The sequence below is a fragment of the Shewanella sp. MBTL60-112-B2 genome, assembly GCF_019655055.1.
Classification (GTDB): domain Bacteria; phylum Pseudomonadota; class Gammaproteobacteria; order Enterobacterales; family Shewanellaceae; genus Shewanella.
The window spans coordinates 144,152-159,051 of record NZ_BPFA01000004.1 but is presented as its reverse complement, the minus strand read 5'-3'; the positions used below and the strand labels follow the sequence as shown (position 1 = coordinate 159,051).

Genomic DNA, 14,900 nt, shown 5'->3' with positions numbered 1-14,900 from the left:
CTTTATGCAGTCCAATTTTATAAAATAACTGCAGATAAATTGAAATTTGACGGAACTAACTCGGATTTATTGACTCTGACTATATGAACCGATTCTCGTTAAGTGAATATTCAAGCCAATTGGCTAAAAATGTTGGCTTAACCTTAGTTTCATTGTTCATCATCATTCCCTTGGCATTCCGATTAGGTTTGCCCTTGGAGATAAGTTGTTAGCTAGCGCAAAATCAGCTTATTTCTACTTCGCTATTGTTATGGCAACCTGTTTAGGTTGCCATTTTTTTTGCTTTTATTGCGAGGCTAATAATTGCTGATCTAACATCACTGCAATGGATGGATGATAACCATCACGAGCAGATGAATATATTTGCTGTACTTGAGTCTCAAACCCAGCTTTCATTAACTCTGCATAGAGTGGCTTCACAAACTTTCCACGGCCAATTTTAACCAGATAAGCACTCACTGCATCGAGTACAGCCTCATAGCGATTACGTATAGCGACTCTAAACCAATCACAGGCAATTTCAGCATTGTTAGTCTGAGTAAAACCAAAAGTGTTATCCAAATCGGCCAAGGCTTCATGTGACACTTTCTCTGGCAAGTTAGTTAAAAAATACTGCCAATGATGTACACGCCAGCCAGTTGTCATCAGGCTAGATGCTGAGGCGCCATCATCAAAAGCACGCAGTGCCATAGTTACTTTATCTAAGCTGGTAGATTTTGGCTCTACAAACCAGCTAGGCATGCCTTCACCATAAATCCACTCCAACAGTTCTGCCTCGGAGATCTTGTCTGAGTGCTGTTTAAGCAAGGTGTGCTTAGCGTAGTCAACAAAAGTTTCTGTCGTGATCGCTTCAAACGCAAATGCTTGTACGTATTCATATAAAAAAGCGTCAAACCCAGCGCGGCCTAGTCGTTTCTCCAGATCATGAACAAACATAGACGCTTTGTCGTAGGTAAATCGATTAAAAGCTTCGTTAGGATCTTGGTCTTGCATGTTCGCAGGCAGAGTTTGCGCTTCTATTTCAGTAGCTAATATCGCCTCTTGCAGACGGCCATTTTCAAGTACCACTTCAAGTTCAGCCTGTTCTTTGCCGAAAACCTCTTCGACAATACGATTGGTAAAGTATGTGGTAAAACCTTCATTTAACCAGAGATCGCGCCATGTCGCATTGCTCACCAAGTTTCCGGTCCAGGAATGTGCCAGCTCGTGTGCAACCGTTGACACTAAGCTTTTATCTCCAGCAATGAGCGTCGGGGTCATAAAGGCTAAGCGTGGGTTTTCCATACCACCAAATGGGAAGCTAGGCGGCAAGACTATCATGTCATAACGCCCCCAAGGGTATGGCCCCAATAGCGACTCAGCGACCTCGACCATGCTTTCAGTGTCTTCAAACTCTGCAACTGCGGCGGCGACGACTTCAGGTTCTGCATACACACCGGTTCTCGGGCCTAATTCACCGAAAGCTAAATCCCCTACCGCTATCGCGAGTAAGTGAGTCGGCATTGGCTTTTCCATAGTAAAGCTAAACTCACCTGTTAACGGGGCGTTGGCATCATTCATTGCACTCATCACCGCTCGCATGCCTTTAGGCGCCGTGATCACCGCATCGAACGTAATTCTCGCTTTGGGGCTATCTTGCACCGGGATCCAACTGCGCGCATTAATCGGTTGAGATTGACTAAATAAAAATGGCAGTGTCTTACCACTGGTTTGCAGTGGTGTCAGCCACTGCAGCCCTTGTGCCTCTGGCGATGTGCGATAATGAATAATAACACTGGCGACATCTGCAGTTAGCTCAATATTAAGTCGCTGGCCTAATGTGTCATCTTGCTTATCTAAGGAGAAGGCAAGTGCTTGCTGAGAGTTAGAGTAAACCTCTTCAATGGTTAAATCCCGAGTATCTAACCATAGCTCTTTAGTCTGCTTATCAATGTAATCTAGCTGTAACTCGACCTGCCCTGCTAATTGCTTAGTATCAAAATCCACATCGAGTGATAGCGACAAGTGCTTAACTCTGACCTGTTCGGTATTGGCAAACGAGTGGTAATCATGATTATTATCCCATTGCTTTAACACGGCATATCCTTTTTGAGTAACTGGTTAATTGATTACATTTTAACGCTATTTTATGTGTTGAAAAGCCTAGTTTGACTTCAATAGAGCTAAATGAAACACTTGAGGATATTGTATGCAAAACTATAAATCAGAGAAACCCTCAATGAAAAATAAACATATCTTGCCCACATTAGCCGTACTTGCAATGCTTCCTACAACCTCCAATGCTGAAGATGCGGCAAGCCTGGAAAGTGTTTTAAGCCAAAATCATGCTTGTAGCGACACCATTGTTATTCGCTCACAAGCCTTAACAGAAAAGCAGCTCACTTCCGCTTGTGAGTTGCTAATAAGACAAGAAACAAATTTCCATAAGCTATTTGGCACCCTCAATAAGCCTGTAGCCGATGACAATAACCACAAAATGCGCGCCAATGTTTATCATTCGAGACAGGATTATGTCGATCATGTCACTAACCATTTCGATGTTCCAAGCGATAACGGCGGCATGTATTTGGAAGGTTTACCTTGGAAAAGTGATAACCAAGCAGAGTTTGTAGCGTATGAGAAAAAGGGCCAAGTCTGGAACCTAGCGCACGAGTACGTGCATTACCTCGATGGTCGCTTTAACCTCTACGGTGACTTCTGTCTCTCGTTACATGACTCGCACAGCGGCCCTGAATATTGCCCTAAGCCCGCTCCTCTGTACCCGCACACGGTTTGGTGGAGTGAGGGCGTCGCCGAGTATATTTCCCTTGGCGATGACAACCCCAAAGCGCTGGCATTAATTGGTGGTGAGCAAAGCCACACACTTAGTGAAATTTTCAATACCAGCTACGAGAAAAATGGCGGAACTGACAGAGTTTATCGTTGGGGTTATCTAGCGGTGCGCTTTATGATTGAGAACCATAAAGATAAAGTTGATACCATGCTTGGCTTTACCCGCAAAGGTGACTACCCACGTTATCAAGCACTGCTAGCTGGATGGGGAACATCGATGGATGCTGAGTTTGATACCTGGCTTAAACAGCTTAAATCTGCGCAAAAATAGTTGTCTATTTAAAAGAATTACAGCATTAAAAAAGGCCTCAATTGAGGCCTTTTATTTGCTTACTATTCATCAGTTAAGATGAATTGCGGCACCCATCATTAAAGACGAATACCCGCTTTAGCTAAGTCTTTTGCGATAACGCTGCGTGGTAGTGCAACATAACCGTCTTTTTCAACAATTTGCTGACCTTGCTGTGAAAGCACATAGCGGATGAATTCGCGATCCATTGGTGATAAATCTTTGTTTGGATGCTTGTTCACGTATACATATAGGTAACGAGACAATGGGTATTTACCCGTCGCTGCATTGTCTGCTGTTGCAGCAATGTAGTTAGTGCCTTTCTTAGAAATCGCAACCGCTTTAACACCGGCAGTCTTATAACCAATTCCTGAGTAACCAATCGCGTTAAGTGATTGCGATACTGACTGTACTACAGAAGCAGAACCTGGTTGCTCGTTTACGTTCGCTTTGAAATCACCTTTACATAGTGCTTTCTTTTTGAAGTAACCATAAGTACCTGATACTGAGTTGCGACCATAAAGCTGGATGTCTCTTGCTGCCCAGCCGCCATCAAGGCCAACTTGACCCCAACGTGTCACATCACCACCGCCACACTTATCTGTAGAAGAGAAGATGCCGTCGATTTGCTCGATGCTCATACCTTCGATTGGGTTATCCTTGTGTACAAATACCGCTAGGGCATCAATTGCAACGCGGATAGCCGTTGGCTGGTAACCATAATGCTTTTCAAACGCTTCAACTTCATTTGGCTTCATCTTACGGCTCATAGGGCCAAACTGTGAAGTACCTTCAGTCAATGCTGGTGGCGCAGTAGAAGAACCTGCCGCTTGGATCTGGATGTTTACGTTTGGATAAAGCTGTTTAAAGTCTTCAGCCCATAGTGTCATCATGTTAGCCAGAGTATCAGAGCCAACAGATGATAAGTTACCAGACACGCCGCTTGTCTTTTCGTAAGTTGGTAAAGACTGGTCGATTGCAGCCATTGATGCTGCAGAAAATACAGTCGCTGCAGTAAAGCTTACCGCGCCAACAAGTTGTTTCAGTTTCATTCTTTGCTCCAGTGTTTAACTATCTTGGTTTCTTAAAACGCTGTCAGTATTGACTCCATTGATGACAAGTCTATTACTACTAAGTGACACTTCGATGACAAACCAACCTAATTTGGATTTATTTACAAAAAAACAGGCATAAGCCTGTTTTTATATGACATTTATTTTAAAGCTAATCTAAATCAATTAGCCCAGCGTCTCATTAGCATGGCTCGGTTGTTCGTTAACATGCGCGGTAAACTCAATTAAATTGGCTGGAATAACAAAGCTAAAGGTACTGCCCTTGCCCAACTGGCTAGCAATATTGAGCTCACTTTGATGGTTATGCAAAGCGTGCTTGGTTATCGCAAGACCAAGGCCAGTGCCGCCGCTTTGGCGTGAACGGGCGCTATCAACACGATAAAAGCGTTCTGTTAAACGGCCAATATGTTGAGGCGCAATTCCCTCACCATTATCTTTAACGCTAAATAGACCGCCTATGGCAATCTTACGCCAGCTTATTTCGACCTTGCCACCAGGCTCAGTGTAACGGATAGCATTGGAAATTAAGTTCGAACACACGCTTCTTAACTGTAATTCATTGCCATATATGTTTAGGCCAGGCTCACAGTAAAAACTAATCTCGTACTGCTCTTGCGCTAAGGCTAAGGCTTCATCATGCAAGATATCCATCATCTGCTTCATATTGACCTTAACCTCTAAGCTCACATCACTCGCATCCTCGATCCTCGACAACGCCAGTAACTGCTCCACCATAGAGCGCATTCGTGTAGTTTGCTGCTGCATTTGATCCATAGCACGAACATTTGGCGAACCAGGCTCAGCCATCGACTGCATCATCTCTAAATAGCCTTGCAACACTGTTAACGGTGTTTTTAGCTCATGAGACACATTGGCGACGAACTCTTTGCGCATCCCTTCTAACTGACGAACACGGGTAATATCTCGAGCTATCAATAAAAGCTGCCCTGCCCCATAACCCATAATGCGGATCTCAAGGATATGGCCTTCTGATTGTGGCGACGCAAGCTCTAAGGGCTCTTGATACTCTTTATTTTTAAGGTAAGCGGAAAAGTCGGGATGACGAATAAGATTATCGATGCGCTGACCGTTATCTTGCGGCCAAACAAAACCTAACAACAGTTGCGCCAGTTTATTGCACCATAAAATATTATGCTCTGAGTCTAAAACAACTGCCGCATCGGGTAATGCTTCCGCGCCTTGCCTGAAACGTCCGAGCAAAAAAGCCAGCTGCGACACTCGTTTACGGTTCTTACCTTGTAAACGATAAATACCATTAAACACCCCTTCCCAACTACCACTACCATTTGGGGGGGTTAAGCGGCGATCATGCCATAGCCAAAAATTTAAACGCGATAGCTGGCGGTAATGCCAAATGAGTAGGAAAATAGATCCTAGCAATAAGATCCAAAGAACTTCACCGAATATTAATCCAATCAATAAACACGAAGCCAAATAAATTGCCAAGCGTGAAATTAACCGGTACCCAGAATAGGAATCAAACATATTTTACCAATATATCGGCCATATGGGAGAACTCGGCACAAGATAACTCAAAAGTCACCTTGCACCTATAAAGGTCTAAACTAGAGGCGGGTTGAAAAACGATAGCCAGCACCACGTACAGTTTGGATCAGGCGATCATGCCCTGAATTAGTCACTGCCTTTCTTAAGCGTCTAATATGCACGTCTACGGTTCGATCTTCAACATACACATTGGTCCCCCAGACATTATCAAGTAACTGCTCACGGCTATAAACACGTTCTTGATGAGTCATAAAGAAATGCAGTAAGCGAAACTCAGTCGGCCCCATATCCAGCACTTCTTCACCCACTGTGACTCGATGGCTAACAGGATCCAATTGCAGGCCTTGAACATCGATAGGATCTTCTAGACAAGTCGGTGCACTGCGACGCATAACGGCTTTAATTCGCGCCACCAGCTCTTTAGGAGAGAAAGGCTTAGTAATAAAGTCATCGGCACCAACTTCTAGTCCGCGAACCTTATCTTCCTCTTCACCACGTGCAGTCAACATGATAATTGGAATATGACGAGTGAATTCGTCTTGGCGTAAGCGCTTAGCTAACTGAATACCGCTACCACCAGGGAACATCCAATCGAGTAAAACAAGATCAGGGTATGGCTCAGTTAACATATCGAGTGCTGAGTCGTAATCCTCGGCAGCCACAGTGGTGTAACCATGCTGTTCCAAAACAAAAGTTAACATCTCTCGGATGGCTAACTCATCTTCAACTATCAAAATCCTTGCAGTCATAATCGATCTTCTATCAGTGAATTTCTACGATGGTATTATTGGTCACTTTTATGACATTAATATTAAACACCAATATATTTTGCCATATTAAGCGATATTTTTGTCATAAATATTATTTTTAGCTTATATCCATTTAGTTAACTCGCTAACCACACTCTTGAGTGATAGCGCCCCCTTCACTGAAGGTATAACGGATAAAAGGAAAACAGGTTTAAAAGCAAGACCGCCCTTCTGCCCACGAATAAAGCCATCATTGAGGAACTTCTGTGCCCTATATTTAAACCTAAGGCGACACTGTAAAAGAGGCTGCAATAGCCGTAATAATGAACCTTTATTCAGAGACTCAAGCCTTAGCTCGAAGCTGAAAACACTTCTTTTAATCCAACAAAAAAGGGCCCTAGGCCCTTTTATATCAATATGGCAAAGCCAATTTAGAACTTATGCTCTAGACCGATACCGAAGTAGCTGTCGTCATTTTCAACTTTCTCGTATGAGCGGTTTGTGTAGAAAGCGAACAATTTAGTTGGCTTACCTAGCTTATAGTCACCACCTAAAGACCAAGAATCGCCTTTGTCTTCCATATCTTGATACTGCGCTTTAAGTACAATAGCTTCAATTTGATAAGCAGCACTTAATAGGTAGCCAGTCTTGCTTTCAGCGCCTACTGTTGCAACGCCGTCTTTTCCGTAAGTTTCTTCTTGCTGCTGGTACATCGCACCTAACTTAAGACCTGCAATCTTACCTTGTACGGTTGCACGTGCAACTTCATAGCCTTTTACATCTGAATCATAAGCAACCGATGCATAGATTGGTGACTTCTTAAGTTTTGCATCACCGTACATAGCTGCAACACTGAAACCATCTTGTGCATATTGTGAGCTAGCGCCTTCAGCCGCATACGTCACACCGACTTTGAAGCCACTGAAAGATGGTGTGATATAAGTTGCTGTTTGCTCAATACGGTTTTCACCCTTGAACAAGTTCTTCAAATCACCAGACAGGTCGTTGAACTGGTCAACTTTACCTTGTGAAACTTTTAGCATAGTGTCGTTACGACCTACAGAAAACGCACCAAAGTTACCTTTAAGACCTACGAACTGGTTACGCGCCTTAAAGTTTTCCTTGTCACTATCGCCAGTATCAACTTCATATTCAACCGTGTAAAACGCTTCTAACGAGTTGCTTAACTCGAAAGCACCTTTAACACCAAAACGAGAAGCATTAGATTGAATCGTTGTTGTTGATTTATCATTTACGTCATTTGACTGAGCAGTCACATTAAGCTTGCCGTAAACTGTTAGTGGGTCAGCCGCGAAAGCAGAAGACATAGTTGCGGTTGCAACAGCAGAAGCCAGTAGAGTTTTACAGAAAACGTTCATCATTTAATCCTTTTGACGTTATTCGTCTTGGTTATTGGTTTGGACGAGCGTCATAATGAAGATGATTTGTTGCACTTTTATTTCAGTAAAAGGTAAATAACCGCAAATCTATTAAATATTCGGTAACAGGTTTTCGCTAACCCAGAGCTAGCAAGGCTTTTAGAGAAAGCGTAAGAAATGTGACACTTTAATGAAATGTCACATAGCGAAGATCTAAGATGTCAATGAGGCGGTTTACCCGAACCGGACAATGGCTTACACTGCGGCTTTAATTTTGATTGAGCACTTATCTATGTGGTTTAAAAATCTAACTGTATACCGCTTTAACAAGCCTTTCTCTGTTGACCCTGATTCACTAGAAAAATCACTGGAAGACTTCACCTTCTCTCCTTGCTCAAGCCAAGACATCAGCAAATTTGGATTCTCTAAAGCAATGGGTAAGCATGGCGAAACCCTGATCCACACTGCTGGTGACAGACACCTTATCTGCGCCACAAAAGAAGAAAAGATTTTACCGTCTCAAGTGATCAAAGAAGCACTTGAAGAAAAAGTCAGCCAAATTGAAGCTGAAGAAAATCGCAAACTTGCTAAGAAAGAAAAAGATGCGATGAAAGATGAGATCACGACGACCTTATTACCGCGTGCTTTTTCTCGTCGTAGCCAGATTCGTGCACTGATTTTACCTGAAATCCAAATGATACTTGTTGACAGTTCTAGCGCTGCGAAATCTGAAGAGCTAATGGCATTATTGCGTAAAGCTATTGGCACCTTGCCAATCATTCCTATGAGCTTTAAAACGCCAATTGAAACTCAGTTAACTGAGTGGTTAAAAGAAGGTAAAACCCCTGCAGCTTTTGAAATGCAAGATGAAGCCGAGCTAAAGAGTGACTCTGATGAAGGCGGCATTGTTCGCTTTAAGCAGCAAGACTTGAGCGAAGATGAAGTACTAGCGCATATCGAAGTGGGTAAACAAGTTCATAAACTTGCGCTTCACTTTGGTCAATCAATTGCATTCTTACTGCAATCAGATGCCGCGATTAAGCGTCTTAAGTTCTCAGAAGAATTTAGAGCTGGCAATGACGATTTAGGTAATGATGACCCAATGGCAAGACTTGATGCAGACTTTGCCTTGATGAGCAGCGAGCTTATCGCACTTATCAATGCAACAGTTGAAGCCCTTGGCGGTCTAGAAGACAGTATCTAATTAGCCGTAGATGCGAGTTAATTAAAAGGCGCCTGATGGCGCCTTTTTTGTTGTTTAAGTCTGATTTATTTTAGCTGACCTTGTTTATCAAACGGCCAGTCGACACCCAGCCACGCCTCAAAAAAGGCTTTTTGTGAGCGACTAGGCTTATCGACACTGGTGATTGTCAACTTACCACTTTGCTTCTCACCGAGTGTAAGCTCGACTTCTTTCAACCTGTCATTACTAAATAACGTCACTTTAATTGTGTCTTCGGCGTTAAAATCTTTAATGCGTGACTCAAAGCCTGTCGCTGTCACCTTAAGGCCGTTAACCGCCACAATCTCGTCGCCAAGTACGATGCCCGCATTCCAAGCCGGACCATTACGCAGCACCTGCGATAACACCAAGGTACCCGACTTCAAGGTTACCCCAGCAAAAGGCTCTATTTTAGCGTCTTTACCATAACTGGTTTTTAAACCAGCCAGACCGAGTAGTGCGTCAAAGTCTAAACTGACTGGTGAGTTCACATATTGCTGCCACCAGCTTTCATAGCTAGTTCCGGCTACAGTATTTAAAATCTGCTTCACATCAGCAATGGTATAGCCCGTCGGAATGCGGTGCTCATTGTAAAGCTGACGGTGCACATCACGATATGAGCGCTTAAGTTTGGTTTCTTCAAGTAGCGAAAAATCTAACGCTAATGACGTTAAATAACCTTCTGAATAGATATTAGTGCTGTGATTAACCGCGTAATCACCACCACTACTTGCCCACTGATTAGCACTGGCATCGGCAATTGATTGTATTTCTCGGCCTGGAGTTTGTTCACTCTGTGCCACTCGCTTGGCTAAATCTTCCAAAAACTCTTTTGGAGTCATTACATCTGCACGTAACAATAACTGGCTTTGGAAGTAACTGGTTGAGCCTTCGGCAATCCAAAGTAGCTCCGTGATCTCTTCATCTTGATAGTTATAAGGGACTAAACCGTCTGGGCGATATGCCTTAACATTCCAAGTATGAATAAACTCGTGAGAAGCCGTTTTAATAAATCCTAAATAATCTTTGCGATCTCGATAGCTGAAACGTGGCCGCTGAATAATAGTTGAGTTCAGATGCTCTGTTGCACCGCGGGCTCCACTTGTAGCGTGAACCATATAAACATAGCGCTCAAACGGATAATCATCCCAAATGACCTCGGCCTGGCCGCTAAGCTTGCTTAAGTCGTTAACCATCTTGTCGATATCGTAGTTACCCTCCCCCCAAACAACGAGTTCATAGGCTCTACCGTCGGCACTAAATGCGCGGTGCTCGCTGATCCCGGTTTCAATTGGGGAGTCGACTAAAATATCGTAATTATCTGCAGTGAAAGAGTGTGCTTCATCGCCACTGTCCATACCCGAGTAACTATTCCAGTCACTTGGTACATCTAAGGAAACCGTTAAAGCTTCATTCCTAAACTCAGGGCTATAGACAAAAGTACCGCTGGCGTCTAAAAAAGCATGGGATGCATCAATATGATTTACCCTCTGGCCTAATTTATTGGCATAAAGTTGATAGCTAACAGTTACGCTTGTTGGCTCAGTTAACGCAACGGTCCACTCACCACTTGCGGTCCTTGTCCAAGGTAATACTGCGCCGTTATCGTCAGTAGCCGTAAAGGTTCTAACAGCGTCCGCCAATGGCAGCACTTGGTACTTACCCGTTCGCCATACTGGTAAGTTAACCACTAATGATTTTGACTGTGTCTCAGGAAAAACGACTTCCACCTTCGCCAAATGATGTTCAGGGCTAGTTAAGTCGATCTGGTAGTTTACATTGGCAATAGCGTTAGTACTGGCTAACGCCCCAAAAGTTAAGATTAAGGCAACTACAGGTTTCACTCTCACATCCTTCTGTTATTATTATTCTAATTGAGCCGAAAAAATATAACACAAGACTCAATCAAGCCAAAGAATAACAAAAATCAAGCGCTTAATTTAACATCTAGGCGCAAGGAATGGCCTTTTGATGCGAATTTTAATTACCCTAGTATCCTTAATATTTTTATCACACACTGCCAGCTATGCTTATGCAGCCCCAAGAGATGAAGTGCTAACAGAAGTGCTGTTAAGAGAAGCACCGCTGGCGCTTGAGCAATCATTAGCGAAAACACTTCCTGCCTTACCTCTATTAACCTCTGCAGAAATGTTCACAGAGTTTAGTCAATTGCAGCAACGTGCAAGCACAGAGTTAAAGCGTGACATTCAACTTTCAGCTCGCTTAAAAATGGAGCTTTATAATAAAGATAAAGACCGCTATATCGCAGCTAAGCGCCTCATTGATCAACTTGAGCATATTAGTCACAGTGCATTCGACAAAAGTTATTTGTTAATGCTCAAAGGGCGCTACGCAGGAAAAAGCCAACAAGACTACCTCGCTGCTATCGAATACTATCAGCAAGCCGTTGCACTGCTTGAGCACTCCAGCCTTCAGAGAGATCGCGTTCTATTCTACACATTGCAAGAACACCTTAGTGTCATGCATATGATTTTGCGTAAAGAAGTTATCGCTTTGCAGCACTTAAGCAAACTCTCAACACTCTCAAGGCAGCTCAATAGTGATTATTTACTCGCCCATGCTGAATCCATATTGGGTAAATATTATTACCGACAACAGCAACTCGGTAAGTCGCTCTCTCATTACACTGAGGCGGTAAAATACACCAGAACTGAAACCAACCCTTCCCAAAATGCCCATATAGAGCTTCAGCTTGCGAGGGTCTATCGCGATATAGGATCTTGGGATGAAGCACTTCAATCGGCTCATAATGCCGCAGACGCTTTTGGTCAACTTGGCAACGACAACTATGTATCATCAGCGATGACAGTCATTGCCATGATTTATGCCCAACAAGGACAATGGTACAAGTCGATTGATTATCACTTGAATTCACAACAAATTGAATCAAGGCTAGGTAACTACATTGGCTTAGCTCTTAACCTGCATAATCTAGGCGAAGCCTACTTTAAAGTTGATGATCTTCAGAGCTCACTAATTAACTTAGAACGAGCTAATAAAATTTTCACATCCAAGAATAGCGACCACTATTTAGTTTATAACGACTTACTCATTGCCGAAGTGACAGCAAGCACAAGCGACTGGAATAAATCACTTAATTACGCCACAAAAGCGATTGCGATTGCCGAGTCAAAACAGTTAAATCCAGAGTTAAAAGAGGCATTAACCAGACAAATCTATGCCTTCGAAAACCTTGGCCGCTATAAAGATGCCTACAACAGCCTTCATAGACTAAACAAGTTGGATAACCAAACTAAGCAGCCGTCGATAGAAATAGAGCCCCAGTCTCAAGTCATTGAGCAAAAACTTAAGCTCAAATTAAACCAGAGCCAAAATGAGTTACAGGCAAAAATTGCACAACTTGATATCACTCGGTTAGTCAGTATATTTTGCATATTCACCTTATGCCTGACGCTGCTGCTTTTGATTAAGCAATGGCGCCTTAAGAGCAAGTTCAGCGAAGTTAATGCTAATCTAAGTAAATCTCAGAACCTCGACCCCTTTACTGGACTCCCTGGTTATTTGGCCTTCAAGCTAGATTTTGCTCGGCATAATAAACCAATAAAAACATTGGCATTGATTTCACTTTCTGATCAACTCGATTTCGATCTAGTTCAGGGCTTTCAATGCAATTCAGATATGAATACCCAGCAAGCATTAGCAATCAGCAATGCACTAAACTGCCAGCCATACATTATCCGACCAGGGGTATTCTTACTCAGTTTTGACTCCTTGATAGCCCCTAACGAGCTGCTCGCAATGCTAACGGATGTTATTGGTGACCAATATGGGAAAACAAGCCTTCATTTGGGAGTATTACAGCTACCATTATTAGGTGATTCTGCTATTAAATTATCCGCCGCTCAGCACTTCGGTAGCTTGCAGATGTTGTTATCCGCCGCGAGAACATTAGGCAGCGAGCAAAATTATTTTGTCACCATGAAAGCACTCAATTTTGCTTCAGCTGGAATATTCAATAAACCTCTGTACCTCAACATCGAAAAGAGCATCGTTCGCGGCATTATTAAGGTCGAAACCAATGGCAATAAACAAGATATCATTTGGCCAAGATGGAAGAGTCATCAAAACATCGATATCAATGAAGACAAAATCGCCATATAGGCGTTTTAATCTCTGCTTATGCCGATGTTAATTTCTCTATTTTGAAGACTACTGATAAGATAAGTGATTAAATTTAAGCTTCATTTTTAAATAGCGCTAGTTATAGGAACCCAAATAAACATGAAGGATGCCGCCATAAGTACGTCTCAATTAAGCATGTTACAGCAAAAACTATTTGTTGCTAGACAGGCGTTAGAAGAGATGACCGAAGAGCAAAATGAAAAGCTGCATATCCTTATACAATTTATTGGACAACTAAGCCTTGCCTGTAAAGGCCAAAATTTAGAGCTTGATAATAAGCTCGCTAAATTGCGCCATAAATTAGCTAAATTTAACCAATTTGAAGATTCACTACCGGCGCTTAATGAAGCCGATACTATTCTTAAGCAGCAATATGCTCGTGTAATGCTGCAGCTCGAAGACAGCCGCCAATCATTAGCGAATATGGTGAGCCAAATTCAGCGTATTGACTCGCTTCCGAGTAAATTAAAGCTAGAAATTTCTTATTTTAAAAAAGATCTACTTAAGCCGTTTCATACCCATTGGGATTACATCCCGAAGGTGGAGAAGGTCGTTAACTTTTATGATGAAATCCTAAAAGAAAAACTGAACCTTGGTGAACAATTTGAGATTCTACCTCGTCATAGACAAGCCGCTCATGAGCTTGCACAACTGTTATCAGAAATAGAGTTTAGAAAAGAGCAACGACAACAGATCTCTGAAATAAAGAGAGCGTTAACCGAAGAGTTTGAACTGGACACTTTGCTTGAAGCTTACCAAGTGGTGCTCACTCTACTACTCGAAAACATTGCTAGAGAAAAAACCGCATCGCAAGAGTTTCTATACGTACTCAACAATGCTCTGAGCAATGTTCAAGAGGTTGTCACCGATAGCTACAGCCACTCGGTAAAGAATTTTCAAGTAACTAAACAACTCAATCGCGATATCAATTGCCAAGTTGATAACGTTGGCGAAGCTGTGATTGAAGTCGATGATCTTGATGAGCTAAAAAACCAAATCACCCTGCATTTATCTTCTTTACGAAAATCTCTAGGGCGAAAAGAGCTGCTTGAAAATAGAGAGCAAACCCAGTTAAAGCAATCTGTAGAGTCCTTACGCCAAGAACTTAATGCTCTTGGAAAAGAAACGGAATCGTACAAAGAACGCTTATTTGAGCAGCAAAAGCTTAATCTATTAGACTCATTAACTCAGCTACCAAATCGTAGTGCATTAGAAGAGCGAATGGATATTGAATACCGCAACTATAAGCGCACTAAACAGCCGTTATGGGTTGCAGTCGCCGATATCGATCACTTCAAAACGATTAATGACAGCTTTGGCCACAGCACTGGGGATAAAACACTGCAAGTAATTGCAATGGCTCTGAAAAATGCCTTACGGGAGTCAGAGTTTGTCGCTCGTTATGGCGGTGAAGAATTTGTACTCTTGCTGCCTAATATTACCGAGAGTGACATCCATTCTTTGCTAAACCGTGTAAGAGAAAAAGTAAAAAGTATACCGTTTAAGTTTAAAAATCAGCGAATTACAGTTACAGTATCTATAGGTGCTGCACAAATTATCGAAAATGAGCTCATCGCAGAAACATTCGACCGAGCCGACGCAGCGCTTTATAAAGCCAAAAATGAAAGCAGAGATAGGGTCATCATTGACTTTTAGTTCCTCCCC

At 42.6% G+C, this 14,900-nt stretch carries 10 protein-coding genes; 4 read left to right on the top strand and 6 right to left on the bottom strand.

The genetic code is table 11. From position 1 onward, the window contains the following. Positions 1–285 precede the first annotated feature (285 nt). Positions 286–2,076 (bottom strand): M1 family metallopeptidase, encoded by a 1,791-nt coding sequence (locus tag K5Q73_RS03990; RefSeq protein ID WP_220765309.1) that lies wholly within the window; start codon positions 2,074–2,076, stop codon positions 286–288. Positions 2,077–2,218: 142 nt separating this feature from the next. Between K5Q73_RS03990 and K5Q73_RS03985 the strand changes: the two genes are divergently transcribed. Further along, entirely contained in the window at positions 2,219–3,103 is an 885-nt protein-coding gene (locus tag K5Q73_RS03985) for a collagenase (protein ID WP_259650827.1), read from the top strand. 98 nt (positions 3,104–3,201) lie between these two features. On the opposite strand, the gene K5Q73_RS03980 is transcribed toward K5Q73_RS03985, so the two are convergent. From K5Q73_RS03980 to K5Q73_RS03965, 4 genes are all read right to left on the bottom strand, one after another. Further along, on the bottom strand, positions 3,202–4,173 hold the full coding sequence (locus K5Q73_RS03980) for a PstS family phosphate ABC transporter substrate-binding protein (RefSeq protein WP_012156188.1): 972 nt from the start codon (positions 4,171–4,173) through the stop codon (positions 3,202–3,204). A 186-nt stretch (positions 4,174–4,359) separates the two neighbouring features. Beyond that, positions 4,360–5,700 (bottom strand): phosphate regulon sensor histidine kinase PhoR, encoded by a 1,341-nt coding sequence (phoR, locus tag K5Q73_RS03975; RefSeq protein ID WP_220765307.1) that lies wholly within the window; start codon positions 5,698–5,700, stop codon positions 4,360–4,362. Between the two features lie 80 nt (positions 5,701–5,780). Next, the gene (phoB, locus tag K5Q73_RS03970) at positions 5,781–6,470 is read right to left on the bottom strand and encodes a phosphate regulon transcriptional regulator PhoB (RefSeq protein WP_220765306.1); all 690 of its coding nucleotides are present in this window, start codon (positions 6,468–6,470) and stop codon (positions 5,781–5,783) included. 431 nt (positions 6,471–6,901) lie between these two features. Beyond that, the gene (locus tag K5Q73_RS03965) at positions 6,902–7,852 is read right to left on the bottom strand and encodes a porin (RefSeq protein WP_220765305.1); all 951 of its coding nucleotides are present in this window, start codon (positions 7,850–7,852) and stop codon (positions 6,902–6,904) included. 289 nt (positions 7,853–8,141) lie between these two features. Between K5Q73_RS03965 and rdgC the strand changes: the two genes are divergently transcribed. Next, entirely contained in the window at positions 8,142–9,053 is a 912-nt protein-coding gene (rdgC, locus tag K5Q73_RS03960; RefSeq protein ID WP_220765304.1) for a recombination-associated protein RdgC, read from the top strand. A gap of 65 nt (positions 9,054–9,118) precedes the next feature. On the opposite strand, the gene K5Q73_RS03955 is transcribed toward rdgC, so the two are convergent. Further along, on the bottom strand, positions 9,119–10,915 hold the full coding sequence (locus K5Q73_RS03955; protein ID WP_220765303.1) for a M61 family metallopeptidase: 1,797 nt from the start codon (positions 10,913–10,915) through the stop codon (positions 9,119–9,121). 127 nt (positions 10,916–11,042) lie between these two features. On the opposite strand from K5Q73_RS03955, the gene K5Q73_RS03950 reads away from it, so the two are divergent. Continuing rightward, the gene (locus tag K5Q73_RS03950) at positions 11,043–13,214 is read left to right on the top strand and encodes a tetratricopeptide repeat protein (RefSeq protein WP_220765302.1); all 2,172 of its coding nucleotides are present in this window, start codon (positions 11,043–11,045) and stop codon (positions 13,212–13,214) included. Between the two features lie 120 nt (positions 13,215–13,334). After that, complete coding sequence (locus K5Q73_RS03945) at positions 13,335–14,891, top strand: GGDEF domain-containing protein (RefSeq protein WP_220765301.1); 1,557 nt, start codon at positions 13,335–13,337, stop codon at positions 14,889–14,891. Positions 14,892–14,900: the final 9 nt, after the last annotated feature.

Bases quoted from the DNA above. Each gene is read 5' to 3' on its own strand.
- K5Q73_RS03985 (WP_259650827.1), top strand. From the start codon at position 2,219: ATGAAAAATAAACATATCTTGCCCACATTAGCCGTACTTGCAATGCTT.
- K5Q73_RS03980 (WP_012156188.1), bottom strand. From the start codon at position 4,173: ATGAAACTGAAACAACTTGTTGGCGCGGTAAGCTTTACTGCAGCGACT.
- phoR (WP_220765307.1), bottom strand. From the start codon at position 5,700: ATGTTTGATTCCTATTCTGGGTACCGGTTAATTTCACGCTTGGCAATT.
- phoB (WP_220765306.1), bottom strand. From the start codon at position 6,470: ATGACTGCAAGGATTTTGATAGTTGAAGATGAGTTAGCCATCCGAGAG.
- K5Q73_RS03965 (WP_220765305.1), bottom strand. From the start codon at position 7,852: ATGATGAACGTTTTCTGTAAAACTCTACTGGCTTCTGCTGTTGCAACC.
- rdgC (WP_220765304.1), top strand. From the start codon at position 8,142: ATGTGGTTTAAAAATCTAACTGTATACCGCTTTAACAAGCCTTTCTCT.
- K5Q73_RS03950 (WP_220765302.1), top strand. From the start codon at position 11,043: ATGCGAATTTTAATTACCCTAGTATCCTTAATATTTTTATCACACACT.
- K5Q73_RS03945 (WP_220765301.1), top strand. From the start codon at position 13,335: ATGAAGGATGCCGCCATAAGTACGTCTCAATTAAGCATGTTACAGCAA.